This window comes from Anaerobacillus sp. ABD4_527, assembly GCF_056160805.1.
The window spans coordinates 851,737-869,198 of the sequence record NZ_JBSWXZ010000001.1 but is presented as its reverse complement, the minus strand read 5'-3'; the positions used below and the strand labels follow the sequence as shown (position 1 = coordinate 869,198).

At 39.8% G+C, this 17,462-nt stretch carries 20 protein-coding genes; 15 read left to right on the top strand and 5 right to left on the bottom strand.

Annotated features, from left to right (window positions below; all coding sequences use genetic code 11):
- Positions 1 to 57 precede the first annotated feature (57 nt).
- Positions 58 to 1,638, bottom strand: coding sequence for a phosphoglycerate dehydrogenase (gene serA, locus ACXAHI_RS04575; protein WP_474846270.1), 1,581 nt, complete (start codon positions 1,636 to 1,638; stop codon positions 58 to 60).
- Between the two features lie 150 nt (positions 1,639 to 1,788).
- Positions 1,789 to 2,037: a ferredoxin gene (locus ACXAHI_RS04570; RefSeq protein ID WP_224878050.1), complete on the bottom strand. Its 249-nt coding sequence runs from the start codon at positions 2,035 to 2,037 to the stop codon at positions 1,789 to 1,791.
- Between the two features lie 212 nt (positions 2,038 to 2,249).
- On the opposite strand from ACXAHI_RS04570, the gene ACXAHI_RS04565 reads away from it, so the two are divergent.
- From ACXAHI_RS04565 to ACXAHI_RS04545, 5 genes are all read left to right on the top strand, one after another.
- Positions 2,250 to 3,302 (top strand): YpbB family protein, encoded by a 1,053-nt coding sequence (locus ACXAHI_RS04565; protein WP_474846268.1) that lies wholly within the window; start codon positions 2,250 to 2,252, stop codon positions 3,300 to 3,302.
- Positions 3,302 to 4,822, top strand: coding sequence for a RecQ family ATP-dependent DNA helicase (locus ACXAHI_RS04560; protein WP_474846266.1), 1,521 nt, complete (start codon positions 3,302 to 3,304; stop codon positions 4,820 to 4,822). Before ACXAHI_RS04565 ends, ACXAHI_RS04560 begins: the two co-directional genes overlap by 1 nt.
- Positions 4,812 to 5,390 carry a lysostaphin resistance A-like protein gene (locus ACXAHI_RS04555; protein ID WP_474846264.1) on the top strand — a complete coding sequence of 193 codons (579 nt, stop codon included), beginning with the start codon at positions 4,812 to 4,814 and terminating at the stop codon, positions 5,388 to 5,390. Before ACXAHI_RS04560 ends, ACXAHI_RS04555 begins: the two co-directional genes overlap by 11 nt.
- Positions 5,391 to 5,413: 23 nt before the next feature.
- The gene (locus ACXAHI_RS04550) at positions 5,414 to 5,593 is read left to right on the top strand and encodes a hypothetical protein (protein WP_474846262.1); all 180 of its coding nucleotides are present in this window, start codon (positions 5,414 to 5,416) and stop codon (positions 5,591 to 5,593) included.
- A gap of 81 nt (positions 5,594 to 5,674) precedes the next feature.
- Positions 5,675 to 6,124 (top strand): DUF2663 family protein, encoded by a 450-nt coding sequence (locus ACXAHI_RS04545; RefSeq protein ID WP_474846260.1) that lies wholly within the window; start codon positions 5,675 to 5,677, stop codon positions 6,122 to 6,124.
- Positions 6,125 to 6,127: 3 nt separating this feature from the next.
- On the opposite strand, the gene ACXAHI_RS04540 is transcribed toward ACXAHI_RS04545, so the two are convergent.
- Positions 6,128 to 6,343, bottom strand: a complete 216-nt coding sequence (locus ACXAHI_RS04540; RefSeq protein ID WP_270179090.1) for a hypothetical protein — start codon at positions 6,341 to 6,343, stop codon at positions 6,128 to 6,130.
- Positions 6,344 to 6,557: 214 nt separating this feature from the next.
- Between ACXAHI_RS04540 and ACXAHI_RS04535 the strand changes: the two genes are divergently transcribed.
- The 5 genes from ACXAHI_RS04535 to ACXAHI_RS04515 all read left to right on the top strand — a co-directional run bounded on the left by ACXAHI_RS04535 (position 6,558) and on the right by ACXAHI_RS04515 (position 10,116).
- On the top strand, positions 6,558 to 7,193 hold the full coding sequence (locus tag ACXAHI_RS04535; RefSeq protein WP_474846258.1) for a CBS domain-containing protein: 636 nt from the start codon (positions 6,558 to 6,560) through the stop codon (positions 7,191 to 7,193).
- A gap of 57 nt (positions 7,194 to 7,250) precedes the next feature.
- Positions 7,251 to 7,643, top strand: coding sequence for a hypothetical protein (locus ACXAHI_RS04530; RefSeq protein ID WP_474846256.1), 393 nt, complete (start codon positions 7,251 to 7,253; stop codon positions 7,641 to 7,643).
- Positions 7,640 to 8,398: a metallophosphoesterase gene (locus ACXAHI_RS04525; protein ID WP_474846254.1), complete on the top strand. Its 759-nt coding sequence runs from the start codon at positions 7,640 to 7,642 to the stop codon at positions 8,396 to 8,398. The genes ACXAHI_RS04530 and ACXAHI_RS04525 overlap by 4 nt, the downstream gene beginning before the upstream one ends.
- 77 nt (positions 8,399 to 8,475) lie before the next feature.
- The gene (locus ACXAHI_RS04520; RefSeq protein ID WP_474846252.1) at positions 8,476 to 9,387 is read left to right on the top strand and encodes a MerR family transcriptional regulator; all 912 of its coding nucleotides are present in this window, start codon (positions 8,476 to 8,478) and stop codon (positions 9,385 to 9,387) included.
- A gap of 138 nt (positions 9,388 to 9,525) precedes the next feature.
- Complete coding sequence (locus ACXAHI_RS04515) at positions 9,526 to 10,116, top strand: genetic competence negative regulator (RefSeq protein ID WP_270179085.1); 591 nt, start codon at positions 9,526 to 9,528, stop codon at positions 10,114 to 10,116.
- A 45-nt stretch (positions 10,117 to 10,161) separates the two neighbouring features.
- Here the strand turns inward: ACXAHI_RS04515 and ACXAHI_RS04510 are convergent, their stop codons facing one another.
- Positions 10,162 to 10,875, bottom strand: coding sequence for a PIG-L deacetylase family protein (locus ACXAHI_RS04510; protein WP_474846250.1), 714 nt, complete (start codon positions 10,873 to 10,875; stop codon positions 10,162 to 10,164).
- 201 nt (positions 10,876 to 11,076) lie between these two features.
- Here ACXAHI_RS04510 and ACXAHI_RS04505 point away from each other — a divergent pair, with 201 nt between their 5' ends.
- From ACXAHI_RS04505 to ACXAHI_RS04495, 3 genes are all read left to right on the top strand, one after another.
- Positions 11,077 to 11,991, top strand: a complete 915-nt coding sequence (locus ACXAHI_RS04505) for a D-alanine--D-alanine ligase (protein WP_474846248.1) — start codon at positions 11,077 to 11,079, stop codon at positions 11,989 to 11,991.
- Positions 11,992 to 12,288: 297 nt separating this feature from the next.
- Positions 12,289 to 13,569 carry a Glu/Leu/Phe/Val family dehydrogenase gene (locus tag ACXAHI_RS04500; protein ID WP_270179082.1) on the top strand — a complete coding sequence of 427 codons (1,281 nt, stop codon included), beginning with the start codon at positions 12,289 to 12,291 and terminating at the stop codon, positions 13,567 to 13,569.
- 118 nt (positions 13,570 to 13,687) lie between these two features.
- Positions 13,688 to 14,680 (top strand): YpdA family putative bacillithiol disulfide reductase, encoded by a 993-nt coding sequence (locus tag ACXAHI_RS04495; RefSeq protein ID WP_474846246.1) that lies wholly within the window; start codon positions 13,688 to 13,690, stop codon positions 14,678 to 14,680.
- Between the two features lie 80 nt (positions 14,681 to 14,760).
- Here ACXAHI_RS04495 and ACXAHI_RS04490 read toward each other — a convergent pair whose 3' ends face one another.
- Entirely contained in the window at positions 14,761 to 15,732 is a 972-nt protein-coding gene (locus ACXAHI_RS04490) for an asparaginase (RefSeq protein ID WP_474846244.1), read from the bottom strand.
- A gap of 124 nt (positions 15,733 to 15,856) precedes the next feature.
- On the opposite strand from ACXAHI_RS04490, the gene prsW reads away from it, so the two are divergent.
- Positions 15,857 to 16,543, top strand: coding sequence for a glutamic-type intramembrane protease PrsW (gene prsW / locus ACXAHI_RS04485; protein WP_474846242.1), 687 nt, complete (start codon positions 15,857 to 15,859; stop codon positions 16,541 to 16,543).
- Positions 16,544 to 16,666: 123 nt separating this feature from the next.
- Positions 16,667 to 17,455, top strand: coding sequence for a spore cortex-lytic enzyme (sleB, locus tag ACXAHI_RS04480; protein ID WP_474846240.1), 789 nt, complete (start codon positions 16,667 to 16,669; stop codon positions 17,453 to 17,455).
- The last annotated feature ends 7 nt before the right edge of the window (positions 17,456 to 17,462 follow it).

Below are 17,462 nucleotides of genomic sequence, written 5' to 3'. Positions count from 1 at the left end.
ACCGCGGATATCCTTTACACGATTAAGACCAAGAGCAGCTGCTCTTGGTCTTTTTTATTACACGCCTTTAATTTGCTCCACCTTAACAATGTCTTGTACGCTACTGATCGTTGATTCGATATGGGTAGGGAGTGCTTCATCAAATGATAGCATCATGATTGCTTCCCCACCTGCCACTTTTCTTCCTACTTGCATCGTAGCGATATTAACTTCATGTTCCCCTAACACTTTTCCAACGTTACCTATAACGCCTGGTCTGTCATTGTGCTGAATATACAATAAATGTCCCTGTGGATGAAAGTCGATGTCGAATCCGTTTAGTTGTGTGATTCTCTCGCCGTATTCTTTGATGTACGTTCCTTGTAAAGAGAAAGAACCTTTGTCTCCTTCGACCGTCACTGAAATTAGATTGGAGTATCCGTGAGTCTCAGATGTATGTTTTTCTCCGTATGTGATCCCGCGTTCTTTTGCAATTGAAGGAGCATTCACTTCGTTTACTGTCGTATCTAGTCTATATCGTAAGAATGAAGCCATTAAACTTCTTGTTAAGATCGCTGTATCTAATTCTGTTAACGTTCCAGCGTAGGTGACATCTACGACGTTAACTGCTGTTTTCATGCATTGTGAAAGAATGCTTCCCATCTTACGAGTTAATTCGTAGTATGGTTTAATCTTTTCGTATTCTTCGTTTGAGAAAGCAGGTAAATTGATTGTATTTCGAATTGGTTTGCCGCTCAAATACAGGTGTACTTCATCCGCAACTTGTGCAGCTACATTCAGTTGAGCTTCTTTCGTAGAAGCACCTAGATGAGGGGTAACAATCACCTGGTCATATTTAAGAAGAGGATGATCCTCACTTGGGGGTTCGGATTCAAAAACGTCTAGCGCGACGCCGCCGATATGTCCAGAGTCAAGATAAGGGATGAGTGCATTCTCATCAATGATTCCACCTCTTGCGCAGTTGATTAGAAAAACACCTTTTTTCGTTTTCGCTAGTGTTTCCCCATTGATCAACCCTCGTGTATTTTCTGTAAGAGGAGTGTGAACAGTAATGAAGTCAGACTGTTCGAGTAGCGCATCGATATCAACTGAAGCTACGTCTAACTTATCCGCGCGATCATTTGTTAAAAAAGGATCGAATACCATTACGTGCATTCCAAATGCTCTCGCTCGCCTTGATAACTCTGTACCGATTCTTCCTAGGCCAATAATACCGAGTGTTTTACGATTTAATTCTGTACCGACGTATTGTTTCCTCATCCATTTTCCGTTTTTTAAACTATTTGTTCCTTGAGGGATGTTTCTGGCAAGAGAAGCCATCATGGCAAAAGTATGCTCTGTTGTTGAGATTGTATTACCATCCGGAGCGTTTACAACAATAACGCCTCGCTTCGTTGCTTCTTCTATATCGATGTTGTCGATCCCAACTCCAGCTCTAGCGACGATCTTTAGATTAGGCATCTTGTCAAGGAGGTCTGATGTTACTTTAGTAGCGCTCCTAACTAAAAGCGCTTCGTACTTTGAAAGGTGTTCCTCATAAGTTTGAATCGAACCTATATCACATTGAATCGAATCGTCATTTAGTAATGGAAGTAAACCATCCTCTTGAATAGAATCAGTAACTAGCACATGTGCCAACAATCTCCACTCCTTTTTTCTCTTCTTTATTATAATATTTAGAAAAGATAATACATTACTTTTTACCACGAAAGCACTAAAGTGTCAATTTGATATTCTGAAAATTCACCATAAAAAAATCTCCGATATGCTTATCGGAGATTCGTACTACTATTCGAATTTTAGTGGATCGCCATCAAAAGACTCTTCAGCAATTTTGATGGAATCAGTAGGACACCCTTCAAACGCGTCCATCATGTCTTCGTGTAACACATCAGGAATTTCTACGATACCTTCATTATCATCAAGCGTAACAAAAGCGATTCCTTCATCATCATAATCATAAATATCTGGCGCAGCAGCACCGCATGCACCGCAAGCAATACAAGTATCTTTATCTACAATAGTATACTTAGCCATGTATTAACCTCCTATTCAATACTTCTATATGTCTGTCATCACTACAATATTCATCAAATGAATGTTTTGATAACTTTATTGTAAAGGTGATGCCTTGACTTTTCAATAGCTAAATCCTTCACTATGCTTACTAAAAGGTTACCCGATTTGGAATTCACTAAACAGGACAAAAATTTTGATACAATAGAAGTAGAAAGAAACAGGGTGATTCAATGATAAAATATTTAGACGGACTTCTTTTATTCGTCTTACATGAGATGAAAGGTGAAAGGACGATTTCAGGTGCATACCACTTGTTGAAAGGGAAGAAGTCATCTCAAACGATTCAGGATGCGAAATTATTCGGTTTATCTTTTTTATTTGGTATGCAGAAGAATTTAACTCGTGGCCAAATTGAGGAAGCCGTTTCAACGCTCTATGGTGACGGCTTGCTTGAACAAATCGATCGACATACATACAAGGTTAATGAAAGAGGACATGACGCTCTTAACGGGTTCCTTGAAGAACATTCTTTTCCTGCATATTTGAATGGGTGGAAGTACCACATGGTTTCAGACGATTTTTGGAACCGTATTAGTTTGTACATGCAGGCTCTTTCACATTCTGTAAATAGTTCAATGGATTTTTACCCAGTAATCCGTGAAGAACAAGCACAGAAGTGGGTTAGAACGCATTTTCCAGCAAACCTTGAGGAAAGGAAAAGAACAGCTCGGAAGCTTTATCGAGAGCTTCGGCAAGTATTAGAAGTGTTACCAGAGAATCATGCGCGTTTCTTTGTCCTTCGATTGAGTGGATTTCATAGGACTGGATTAACAGTAGAACAAAGCTGTGCATCGCTTGATCTTGCATATGAAGAAGGGATGATCGTTTTTTATGGGGTAATTCATGCTTGTATTACGCATGCTCGAAAAGATGCAAATTCTTACCCGATCATAACTTCTTTTATAGAAAATAAGACGTTGCCAGTTCCTTTAACTGCCTCTACTCGTACAACGTTCACTATGTTGCAAAAGGGGATGTCCTTTCAACAGATTATGGAGATCAGAAGACTAAAGAGAAGTACGATAGAAGACCACATTGTCGAGATAGCAATAAATGTTGAGGGGTTTTCGATTGATCCTTTCGTCACCAAACAAGCACAGAAGGACATTTTGATGGCAAGCAGATCGACCAACAGTCATCGACTAAAAACAATACGTGATCACCTAGAGAATCGATATGGATATTTCGAAATTAGGTTAACACTGTGTAAAGTAGGGGTTTAATGAATTTAACGAGGACGTTACTTGATAAATTTGGTTATGAAGAATTTCGAATGGGACAAGAGGAGATCATTCGGGATGTTATGGACGGCAAAGATGTCTTTGCGATGCTCCCTACAGGTGCAGGGAAATCACTTTGTTATCAGCTCCCTGCATACTTAGGCCATTCCCCAGTTCTAATCGTATCTCCACTTGTTTCGCTTATGGAGGATCAAGTTCAACAATTAAAAACAAATGGAGAGAAACGCGTTCTTGCGTTGAATAGTTTTCTCGATTTCGAAAAAAGGTTGACCGCTCTTCAGAATCTATCGTCATACACGTTTATCTTTGCATCACCAGAGATTTTACAAAACAATAATGTAAAACGAACGTTAAAAAAGGTTCGGTTTGCTTTGATGGTAGTAGACGAAGCACATTGCATTTCCCAATGGGGGCATGACTTTAGAACCGATTACTTAAAGCTAGGTGATGTGAGAGCAGAGCTCGGTCAACCGCCTCTTTTAGCATTAACGGCTACCGCTACCGAAGATGTTCGAAAAGATATTATCGCTCAATTAAATATGGTCGATCCTACGCTCCATATCAATTCGGTCGATCGTCCAAATATTGCGTTTAAATTAGAAAGGCATGAGACTCTTGATTCCAAGATAAATTCGGTCTTAGAATATGGAAAGACACTTCAAGGACCTGGCATTATCTATTTCTCTAGTCGTGCGATAGCTGAACAGGTCAGTATCAAACTGTCAGAATCAGGTGTTCAGGGTGTCGCTGCATACCATGCTGGTCTAGACTCAGAATCTCGTCTGCTTATTCAGCAGCAGTTTATTAATGACGAACTCTCACTAATTTGTAGTACAAATGCATTTGGTATGGGAATCAATAAGAGCAACGTGAGATACGTCGTTCATTTTCATCCACCTTCGAACACTGAAAGCTACTTACAAGAAATTGGTCGGGCTGGTAGAGATCAAAAACCCGCAATCGCTATTCAACTTTTTACTGAAGCTGATGAGCGGTTACCGATTTCGTTTATTGAGACAGAGTTACCTGAGCGTCAGCAAATCAGTATGTTACTAGAAGAATTGCGTGTACGAGCTGGTGAGCGCATGTCGGTAGACTATGAAAAAGAAGGCATTCGATACAAGCTGTCTGAAACAGCCTGGCGATTCATCATTCATCACCTGCATCAAAAAGGAATCTTGATGAACGGCATCGTTAATACATTCCATTATCAAAGCCTTTTGGAAGACCTTTCAAATGAGGTAGAGAGGTTAAGAAAACGAAAACTGCTAAAGTGGATCGATTTTAAAAAATGGCTTTATGATAGCCAATGTCGGCGCAGAGGTATTTTAGAGCGTTTCGGTGAAGATGCTCCTATGATCGATCAATGCTGTGACCACTGTGGCCTAATCGAAGAGGTTTATATGAAGCAGGGAGACATGATTCAAAAAGAAGTGACCGCTATAGATTGGGATAAAGAATTACAATTTATGCTGAGGGTGGAGGAGAAGGGTGAGGAATAAACAAGCAGAAGTTGTCAAAGCCCTCTCAGATCGAGAATTACTTTTAAATGTATATTTAACGCAGCTTTCCTTATTACTTATCTCTTGGATAGTAGGGTATTTTTTGTTTCGAGAAGTGTGGTTTCTCGATCGAATAGTCGAGCTAGAATGGGCAGATATGGTTTTGTACGGCGGCGGGGTAGCGGTAGCTGTCATCTTGATCGACCTTGCTCTGATGAGGATGTTACCACAGTCTGCATTCGATGATGGAGGCATTAATGAGCGGATCTTTAAGAACAGATCGATCTTCCATATTTTCATACTTTCTATACTAATTTCAATCAGTGAGGAAGTCTTGTTCCGTGGAGTGTTACAAACACATTTTGGCCTGGTTATTGCAAGTCTATTGTTTGCGATCATCCATGTGAGATACTTGACTAAACCGGTGTTATTTAGTCTTGTAGTGGGGATAAGTTTTTTATTAGGAATCATATACGAGATAACAGGTAACATAGCTGTTACGATAACTGCGCACTTCTTAATCGATTTCATTATGGGGTGCTTAATTAAATATCGAACCCCAAAATGATCACATCTTGAAAGGTGAGTTTAATGAAAAAAGAGAACCCTTTACCATCTAGAAAGGAATATCATAAGCATAAAGCCAAGAAGAAAGGGAGATCAAATAAAAAAAGAGAAGAAACAACGCCTTCTCTTACGCTCATTCGTATTTTAGCACTGCTTTTTTTATCGATGGTTGCGATTTTTCTCCTGTATTCGATTTATTCTTAAACCATCATTTTAAGTTAGAGCATCGATGGTATTATGTTCTCAATTCCAAGCATAAACTAGTTTCAAAAAAGGAGGACAACCATGGATGCTCTAAAGCAGTGGAATCTCCCACAACCTCAATCTGATGTGACGCTTGTGTTATTGAGTGAACTGGTCGATCGAAAAAGAGAAGAGAGGCAGTATAAAGCTAAATCAGAGTTTTATAGCTATGCACTCATGATCTTATTGGTTGTGAGTGGTGGGTTCTTAGTATACCAGCTACAGGTGAGTAGTTCGATTCTTTGGCAGGCTTTTTCGTTGTCCGAAGCACCTATCATCGTTTTAATGTTGCTCCTTAACGGGTTCGTCTATTATCAGTTAAAAAGAGTGACCAAGAAGTTAAAGAAAGCGGAAGATGAGCTTGATTCGTTGCGGCTAGAGGTAATCGATCGTAGTGAGGAGTTATGGAAAAGTGAAACTCAATGGGAGAAGCGTCATGATGTCTTCTCTTACATGAAAGAAGAATACGATATTAATTTATTCTACAAATAACTCTTATCGATGTTCTGGGCAGCCAAAAAATAAATACTGTTCGATTTGAAAACAGTTCCCGTTGATAAGTAACGCGCTTTCATCGAACATTTCGATTTTGCCAAATGCCACAGTATCCTTGATCTTTGGACAGAACACTTCGACAGGCATTCCGAGTCGACGGTTGAAATCAAGGTCATCGTTACCCAACAAAGATTGTGTTTTCAGTTTGTTTATCATAGGTCCATCATCTCCGTTAGTTTGATATACGTCCTTTAGTAGTCTGCTTTGATAATATCTTACCTTAAAAAGACTGAATTTTCAAGAAACGATATCGCCCATTTTTACGAGTTCACAACCCATTTTTTGAATTAATGGTAGTTAAGGAGGACATTGTATTGGTAGTATGGTATTAATTATAATGGGGGAGTAACTAATAGAAGAGGTGATAGTCGTGTTTGTAAGAAGTGCTATGAAATCGCTAAGAGAAACAATTTCTGTGAATTATGACACAAGTCTTGAAGAAACACTGGAGCTACTCAAGAAGAGTCAGATCGATGGTTTACCAGTTATTCAAGAAGGAAGGTATGAAGGAATCGTAACGTTTAACAGAATTTATAAATCGTTTTTTAAAAGCGATATGACTGATAAAAATCAGTTTCTAAAAGAGACAAAAGCAGGAGCAATTGCATACCAGAAGGATGTAACGGTAGATAAAGAGGCAGTTTTTGAGACCACGCTACTTCTCGTGAACGATGCTCCTTTGGTTGCTGTCGTGGATGAAAAAGAGCAGTGCATCGGTATTATCACAAGAGCGGATATATTGGATCAATTCCAAAGTGCGTTCGGGATGAGAAAGACAGGTGTAAGGATTGCATTCGCTTCTTCTGAAACGGAAGGTAGGATTGCAAGACTTGCTAAAATTGCGAAAAGCTTTCATGAGAACATTATTTCATTATCTACGTTTGACGAAACAAATCAGAACGTTAGACGAATCGTGATGAAGATCGAGAAGAATGAAAATATCGATCAGTTCATTGCAAAACTTGAGCAAAATGGGTTTAAAGTATTAGATATTAAAGAAATGTAGGATTAAATTTATAATACCTCCTTCTCTATCATAGATATAGAGGGGGAGGTTTTTTCTATGCTGCTATCTTTTTTGCGTTTACTATCATCATTTGGTTTACTGTATATTGCACAAGAAACGCTTGTTTTTAAGTCCATTACGTTTACAGACTTAATGTTGAATAGTTTTCGTTATGGTGCTGGAGCGCTTTGTTTCTTATTCGGTTTCTTAGCAGTTGCAAGTATCATCCGAAATCAACTTGAAAACGTCATTTCTCAAGGTATTAAGGCACGAATTGGAGCAGTTCTTTTGGAATTTGGTTTATTGTCAGCAATGTACTGGGTATTGTTTGAAAAAAACGTTTGGTTATCAATTGCTTCTCTTATTATGGCTACAATGTACGGTGTATTATCTGCTAACATTGAAGCAGCAAGGGCAGCTAAGAAATTTAGGAGGGGCGTTGAAATATGACGGTGGTCTTATTCGTTGCAGCAGCCTCTGTGCTGCTGTTGATCTATATGTGGATCGAAGCACATTTAAATAGGGTTGTTAAAAAAGAACTTTTTGTTGAAGGGCTGCCTGATGAGTTCGAGTCCTTCACCATCTTCTTCATATCAGATTTACATAACCGCAGGATAGCGAAAAGTATCATCGATGAAGTTAAGGGAGAAGTAGACATCGTCGTCATCGGAGGAGATGTGATGGAAAAAGGCGTTTCTTTTGAAAAGGTACAGGAAAATTTAGAAGATCTAAGGAAGATTGCTCCTTGTTATTTCGTTTGGGGTAATAATGATTACGAAGAAGATCCAGATCGTCTTGAACGGATACTTGTTGAAAGTAATATTACGATTTTAAAAAACACATCTGAAACCATCACGAAAAATGACGATGAAATAAGTCTAGTTGGCATAGACGATCTCTCGACACATAATCATTCACTAAAAGAAGCTTGTTCAAAAGCGAAAGCCCAGCTGAAGATTTTAATCAGTCATAACCCTGATATTAAACATGAGCTTACAACTGATTCAGATATTAAGCTTTTACTTTCAGGTCATACGCATGGGGGGCAGATTAGACTTTTAGGTTGGGGATTGCGTGAAAAAGGCGGAATAAAACAAGTTGGAGGAACGACTGTTGTGATCAGTAATGGATACGGTACCACCACACTTCCGTTAAGACTGATGGCACCTGCTGAGTCGCATCTTTTTACATTAAAAAGGAAATAACTTATACAAAGTTTACACAAACGTCATCCATCCCTTATACTGAGTATGATGAATGAATAGTAGAGGAGTAGAGGGCTATGTCGGATGGTAAATATAATATTAAAGCAGTCTCTAAAAAACTAGGTATTCAGCCTGGAACGTTAAGAGCATGGGAGAGACGGTACAATATTATTTCTCCTATAAGAAATGATGCTGGTCATCGCCTCTATTCAGATGAGCATTTATCGGTTTTGAAATGGTTAGTCCAAAAGACAGAACAAGGCTTTACGATAAGTCAAGCGGTAGAATTGCTTGAAGATGGAAATACAGAGCCACACTCAGATGCTACTGAGCTAAGTCGAGATCGTGCTCACGTGTTATCAGATGATATTTTGGAAGCGTTACTTGCATTTGAAGAAAACAAAGCTCAGGAATTGTTGAATCAAGCCTTTTCACTCTTTAGTATCGATAAAGTTGTACAAGATATCCTAGGGCAGCTTCAAGTTCGAGTAGGGGAACTGTGGGAAAACGAAAAGATCACAGTGGCACATGAACATTTCGCTACTGCATTTTTACGATCGAGGATAGGCATGATTTTTCATACCTTGCCGATCGATGGATACCTTCCTAAGGTTATGGCGGTGTGTTCAACAGATGAGTACCATGAACTAGGACTTTTAATCTTCACATTGTACCTTAGAAGGAAAGGCTTTGAAGTGATTTACTTAGGTCCTAGCATCCCTGAAAAAGACATTGAAATCGTAGTAGAAGACACTGCACCTAGTATATTGTTCTTATCCTGCACCCTCATGTCAAATCTACCTAAATGTTTGAACTTGATCGATCGGCTCGATAATAAGTTTCCGGATTTAACAATCGGTGTTGGAGGAGGAGCACTTCTACATCTACATGGAGAAAAGAGACAAGCTTATGATCACTATTTCGTTGGAAAGAATAAAGATGAATGGGATGTATGGATAAAACACAAGCTTCATAAACTTTCGATTTAGTATAGGAAGTACAGGACTTGTCTAACATTCCCAATACGGTGTAAACTATAAGAATATCGTCAAGCAAGAACCATCTATGTAATATCACATATATTATGTTAAAGGATATGCTGGTGACAGACGGTAGGGGGGAATTAGATGCGTCTTGAACGTTTAACATACGACAAAATTAAAATATTTCTCACTTATGACGATTTGAACGAGCGAGGAATAACGAAAGAAGAATTATGGCAGGACGTGCCAAAGGTCCATAAGTTATTCAGAGAAATGATTATGGAAGCAGACGATGAACTAGGCTTTAAAGTAGATGGCCCTATCGCAGTTGAAGTGTTTTCATTGCCTGCTCAAGGTATGGTCGTAATCGTAACAAAAGGCTCGAAAGAAACCGATTTTGAAGATGATTACAACGATGAATACATTGAAATGCAGGTTACGCTTGATGAAAGCGATGAAGTATTTTATGAATTTAATACGTTCGAAGATGTGATCGGTCTTTCGAAACGTTTACTTGATGTAGGTGTTGAAGGTGGGATTCTTTATTCGTACCAACAACAATTCTATTTGAAGATTAACGAAGAGGAAATCGGTGACATGGAGTTAGATACGCTCATCGCGCTATTAGCTGAATTCGGTAATCCATCTACAATCACAAGTTATCGCGTTATTGAATACGGAAAAACACTGATGCACTCTGAAGCTGTAAAACAATTGAATCACTATTTTCAATAAAAATAAGCCTTCCGAAGAAAACGCGCGGAAGGCTATTCTTATGAACTATGAAAGAATGGACTCTGTCTTCGAGTCGCTCTCCCATGCTCTTATGAAGTATTCTTTGTTTTCAAATTTAGTAAATCCACTCTGATTATGGATAGTTGGAAATACTCGCTCCACTGAAAGGTGTTGAGTTTTATGGGCAAGGAGAGCAAGCTGTACATTCTTCATATGTTCCTCTGAGAAGGATTTCATTAGCGTGATGTTTTCATCAGGATCAGCAAACGCTGGGTTTCCAGTTTTAGTTGCGAGTGATTGTGGTAGCGTAGCATAGTATAGTTCTTTTACGCTGTTTGGTGATTCTTGAACAGCTTCTAAACATGCTTCCTGTATAGCTGTATGGTCGCTGTGCCCAGATAGCCCGTGTGGGGGGAACGTAACGACGGCGTCAGGCTGATAAGTATCCAGTAGAGTGATGATTCTGTTTTTTAATGTATGAGGTGCAAGTTCACTTAGCTTTCCATCCTGATAGTCATCAATTACGAGTTCATTGATCCCTAGATGGTGAGCCGCCTCCTGTAGTTCATTTCTACGAACGTTTGCGAGGTTGTCACGGGTGCACAAAGGAGGTTCACCACACTTCCCTGCATCACCTGCAGTAGCACTATATAGAATAGTATTGGTATCTTTTTGCTTAGAAAGCTCAAGTATTGTACCCCCACATGTGAATGATTCATCATCAGGATGGGCGAATGCGAATAGAATTGTCTTTGACATAGTGGTAGATCCTTTCTTATTGAAGATAGTGCAAGTATACGGAACAGGTGGCGTGATTTCCAATTCTTTGTTCGAGGTGATGAATTACCAGCCACACATTGCAAGAAAACATGGTATGATGAGAGAAGTTTTCAACTGTTCCAATTAGGTGAATAACGAATATAATGATGTACATAAATGTAGCCCAGGAGGTATTTGATCATGAAAGTTGCAGTACTATATGGTGGAACATCTGCCGAAAGAGAAGTATCCCTATCGAGTGGGAAAGGAATCATTGCCGCACTCGAACATAATGGTCATGAAGTAATCGGAATTGATTTTCATCCAGATAAAATTAGCGACATTTTAAAATTAGATGTCGATATGGTTTTCATCGGCCTTCATGGTAGATTTGGCGAAGATGGAAGAATTCAAGGGTTACTCGATATGCTGGAGATCCCATATGTTGGTTCTGGTGTACTCGGTTCAGCTGTAGCTATGGATAAAGCAAAAAGTAAAAAAGTACTAAACGATACGAGTATTCGTCTTGCTAAAGATCTTGTGTTGGAGAGAGGCGATAGCTATGAAAACCTCGACCTTCCATTTGATTTTCCTGTTGTTGTGAAGCCTAACAGTGAAGGTTCGACAATAGGGTTAACGATCGCTCATTCAGAAGATGAATTGGTTAGGGGAATCGATGAAGCCTTCCGTTTCGATACAAAAGTTATCCTTGAGGAGTTCATTTCTGGAACAGAAGTTACTGTTGCTGTTTTAGGTGAGAAAGGTAATGTGCGAGCATTGCCTGTCGTTGAGATTGTACCTCGTAACGCATATTATGATTATGAATCGAAATACGCAGAGGGTGGTAGTGAACATATCGTTCCTGCACGTATTACCGAAGAGTATACAACGATGATTCAGGAGGAGTCTGTTCTTGCACATGAGTTGCTAGGTTGTGAAACATACTCAAGGGTGGATTACATTATCCCTAAAGATGGTTCTAAGCCCGTTTTCCTTGAAGTGAATACGTTGCCAGGCATGACGCCTACGAGCCTTTATCCTGATGCAGCTAAGGAAGTTGGCTATTCGTATGAAGAGATGATTGAACAGCTGCTTCAACTCGGGTTGAAAAAGTAAATGGCTATAAGAAACCTCACACATTACTGTGAGGTTTTTTTCGAATAGCAATATGGGCCTACCTACTAGTAAGCGTTTGCAAATTTGTGAAACAAATTGCATAAAATGTGGACGGAATACCTTCTCATAGGATACCTAAACGTGTATACTATGTTTTGAAAGCAAGACAATAGAGTATTCTAATTATTAATGAAACCAAAAAACTGAACAATGTTAGATGTAAATGGGTCAAAGGTCACCTAATCGGATCTTTTATGAAGACACCACAGTAAGGGCATAGTTATGGGAGGTTAAGTAATGGTCGACAAAAACGAAACAGATAACGGACAAGGTAACAAAAAGAAAAGGGATGTATTAGAGTCGACGCAATCGGTCATAAATGAAGCACTTGATAAGTTGGGCTATCCAAAAGAGGTTTTTGAACTTCTAAAAGAACCTATGAGGTTGATGACAGTCCGTATCCCTGTGCGAATGGATGACGGATCTATAAAAATCTTTACTGGATATCGTGCTCAGCACAACGATTCGGTTGGTCCTACTAAAGGTGGGGTTCGCTTTCATCCAGACGTAACGGAAACTGAAGTGAAAGCACTTTCTGTTTGGATGAGCCTTAAAGCTGGAATTGTTGATTTACCATATGGTGGAGGAAAAGGCGGAATCATTTGCGACCCTCGAGAAATGTCTTTCAGAGAGCTTGAAAGGTTAAGTCGCGGATACGTAAGGGCAATCAGCCAAATCGTTGGCCCGACGAAAGATATCCCAGCTCCAGACGTGTTTACAAATTCACAGATCATGGCGTGGATGATGGATGAATACAGCCGTATTCGCGAGTTTGATTCTCCAGGGTTTATTACAGGTAAACCGCTTGTGCTCGGTGGTTCGCATGGACGTGAATCAGCAACAGCAAAAGGTGTAACGATCTGCATACGAGAAGCAGCTAAGAAGAAAGGCATTAAGATTGAAGGAGCTCGCGTCGTTATTCAAGGGTTTGGTAACGCAGGTAGTTTTCTTGCGAAGTTTATGCATGATGCTGGTGCAAAGATCGTTGGGATTTCAGATGCATATGGAGCGCTTCACGATCCAGAAGGCCTTGATATCGATTACTTATTAGATCGCCGCGACAGCTTTGGAACAGTAACGAAACTTTTCAAAGAAACGATTAGTAATAAAGAGCTTCTAGAACTTGACTGTGATATTCTAGTTCCTGCAGCGATTGAAAATCAGATTACAGAAGAGAATGCCCATCAGATCAAAGCAAGCATCGTCGTTGAGGCAGCGAATGGACCGACAACGATTGAGGCGACTAAGATCTTAACCGAAAGGGACATCTTACTAGTACCAGATGTTCTTGCTAGTTCTGGTGGAGTAACGGTTTCTTACTTTGAATGGGTACAGAATAACCAGGGTTACTATTGGACCGAAGAAGAAGTTGAGGCAAAGCTTGAAAAGGTCATGGTAAACGCATTTAACTCGATCTATAGAACTTCTGAAACTAGACGTGTAAACATGAGGCTTTCAGCATATATGGTCGGTGTTCGAAAAATGGCTGAAGCGTCTCGCTTCCGTGGTTGGATTTAAATAGTTGATATTGCGACAGAAATTCCCTATCATTCAGGTAGGGAATTTTTTGGTTGTAATGAGTACAATAAAAAAAGAAATAAATCGTTTATATGGATTGTTGCAGGAGTGAGGGAATATGAGAGAAGAGCAGGTAATCATTATTGGAGCTGGTCCGTGTGGTATGTCAGCAGCGATTGAACTTCAAAACAAAGGGTTCGATCCATTGATCATAGAAAAAGGGAATATCGTAAATGCGATCTATCATTATCCCACACACCAGACGTTTTTCAGCTCAAGTGAAAAACTTGAAATAGGTGAAGTACCGTTCATTATTGAAGAAAGAAAACCGAAGCGTAACCAGGCGCTCGCATATTATAGAGATGTTGCGAAAAGAAAAAATCTTCGAATCCATTCATATGAAAAGGTTAATAAGATCGAAACAAAAAATGATGGATTTGTGATTGAGTCTGAGAAGCTACATGAATCGAAGGAGATCACATATCGAGCAACACATGTGATCATCGCGACCGGGTATTATGATAGCCCAAACTATATGGGTATTCCTGGAGAAGATCTTGATAAAGTGATGCATTATTTTAAAGAGCCACATCCTTACTTCAATAAAGATGTTGTTGTCGTTGGGGGTAAAAACTCCGCAGTTGATGCTGCATTAGAGCTTGAAAAAGCTGGAGCGCGCGTGACCGTTCTCTATCGACAGGGAGAGTACTCGAAAAGCATTAAACCATGGATCCTACCTGAGTTTGAAGCATTAGTGCGAAATGGAAAAGTACAGATGGCGTTTAATGCTGAGTTAGTTGAAGTTCGTGAAAAAGAAGTTGTAATCACTGTGAATGGAGAAAAACAAACGATCGCGAATGATTTTGTTTTTGCCATGACAGGTTATCATCCAGATCATTCGTTCTTAACGAAGATTGGCATCGACATCGATGAAGCATCTGGCAGACCTGCGTTTGATCCTGAAACGATGGAGACGAATGTAGAAGGGTGCTACATTGCTGGCGTTATTGCTGCAGGAAACAACGCGAATGAAATATTTATTGAGAATGGCCGACACCACGGCGCACAAATAGCAAACGATATGATCGACAAAGCAAGAAAGCCTATCTAATAAGATAGGCTTTCTTGCTTGTGGAGAAACCTAGATTTTCGTGGTCTCTATAACCTAGGAGCTTCATGATTTCGTTTTAATTATCTTAAGAATAGTTGCTGTAACTCATTTAAATCTTCAGTTGCTTCTAGGGCTACTAAGAGCTTCAACCTTGCTTTTTGTCCATTGAGTCCATTTGAGAAAACAACTCCGAGTTCCTTCAAATGCTTCCCTCCACCTTCATATCCATAGACGTCCTGCACGATGCCATTGAAACATCTCGAAACCATTACAACAGCGATCCCTTTTTTTCGTAATTGCTTTATCCCGTCGACTGTCTGTGGGGGTAGATTTCCTTGACCCAATGCTTCGATGACGATGCCGTTGATTCCAAGTTCCCCAGCAGCTTGAAGAAGTTGAGAGTCCATTCCTGCATACGCTTTTAGAAGCATGACTGTTTTACTTAGCTTTGAAATGTGATAGCGATCACGGTTCGTTAAAGTATGATGGAAATGGACACGCTGCTTTGTGACGATTCCGATCGGGCCGTATTGTGGACTTTGAAATGTTGAAACGTTGCTCGTGTGTGTTTTCGTAACGTTTTTTGCCGTATGTATTTCATCGTTCAACACAACGAGTACGCCTTTTCCTTTCGCTTCTTGGCAGGACGCAACCTTCAAAGAGGAAATTAGATTATATGGGCCATCAGACCCAATTTCATTGCTCGACCTCATCGCTCCAGTCACCACGACTGGTAGGTCAGTTTGTAAGATAAGATCAAGTAAATAAGCAGTTTCTTCCAGAGTATCGGTTCCATGAGTGACGACTACTCCGCTAATATGTTCCTTTTTTATCCTGCTTTCAATTCGTTCAGCAATCTGAAACATCAGCTCAGGATTCATATGAGGAGAAGGAATGTTAATAAAGTCATCGACGATCAGATCCACATCGTGGATGAGGTCACTTAATGTTGCGTTAAGAGGATTTCTTTCACCTGGACTTACTGCTCCAGATTCTCCATTTTCCTCCATCGCGATTGTTCCACCAGTGTGTAGCACGAGTATTTTGCTCAAAAATCTCACCTCAGGCCAAATTTTATTTAGTTTCCATAAATAAAGTAACATGGTACGATAAGAAAAGTATAGGTATGGTAAAGTTGCTTTTTCATCATCTACCGTGTAGAAATGGGGAAAGCCTATGTTAGCGGCTATAACTGCTGGAATCGCTCCAGGGATTGCGCTTCTTTGTTTTTTTTATTTAAAACACCATCAGTATGAGTCTGAGCCCATCAGACCAGTAGTCAGGAGCTTTGTTTTCGGTGCCATGCTCGTGTTTCCAGTGATGGTTATCCAGCATGGTTTTAAAGTTGAACAATTCCTGCAATCTCCTTTTAGTCAATCTTATATCATGTCAGGATTGCTTGAGGAGTTTTTAAAATGGTTTATCTTTTATTTTACCGTTTACATTCACCTTGAATTCAGTGACTTTTATGACGGAATCGTTTACGGCGTTGCGATATCGCTAGGCTTTGCATCAGTAGAGAATGTTTTCTTTTTATTTGCTTATGGCATTCAAGAAGCCTGGTGGCGTGCTCTGTTACCTGTTTCTAGTCACGCTTTGTTTGGGGTCATCATGGGATCTTATTTAGGACGAGGGAAGTTTTCGCTGCAAAACAAAGTATTTAAGTGGATCATCTTGTCGCTTCTTATACCTGTTTTGTTCCACGGGACGTATAATTACCTCATTCTTCAGTTCAATACCAACATGATCTATATCATGATTCCTTTTATGCTAGTATTATGGTCGATCGGACTTAGAAAAATTAGAGTGGCAGATCTTAATCAGGCCAAGCTGATGCAAACAAAAGAAGATGCAAGTATATAAGTTTTGATAAAAGATGCCTCACGGGCATCTTTTTTTGTTTATCTAAAAAAGAAGGTTTGTATAAAATACCTTTTGATACAAAAACTACAACCATGAAAACACATTGATCAGGAGGTCCAAAGGATGAGGAAGCTATTTAATATATTTAAAATCCCTCTGATAATCGGTTTATTATGCGTGCCGCTTATGACGGTGCTTGACTATAACCATGAAGCAGACGCATTTTCAAATCAAGTTATTCAAAAAGGGGCAACAGGTGATGATGTGATCGAGCTACAAGCACGGTTACAGTACATCGGGTTTTACAAAGGAAAGATCGATGGTGTTTTTGGTTGGGGTACGTATTGGGCAGTTCGAAACTTCCAACATGAATTTGGATTGACCGTCGATGGACTAGTAGGTTCTGAGATGAAGGCTAAATTAAACAAAGCAACGAAATACGATCCTTCGATAAAGCAAAAAGTAAATAAGGGAGAAAGTCCTAAGAACTACGGTGGATCCTCTGGTGGCGACGGAGGCACTAAGGCAACGCAAGGTAAGAATACACCTGCTGGATACTCACAAAATGACATTAAACTGATGGCAAACGCAGTTTATGGAGAAGCAAGAGGTGAGCCTTACGAAGGACAAGTAGCGGTCGCTGCGGTTATTTTAAACCGAGTGCAAAGCTCTTCTTTTCCGAATACCGTATCGGGCGTCATATTTGAACCACGTGCCTTCACTGCAGTATCAGATGGACAGATATGGCTGACTCCTGACGATAGGGCAAAAGAAGCAGTATTAGATGCAGTTAATGGCTGGGATCCTTCCGGTGAAGCACTTTACTATTTTAATCCTAACACGGCAACATCAGGTTGGATTTGGACCCGTCCTCAGATCAAACGAATCGGAAAACATATTTTCTGTGAATAGTGGAGGT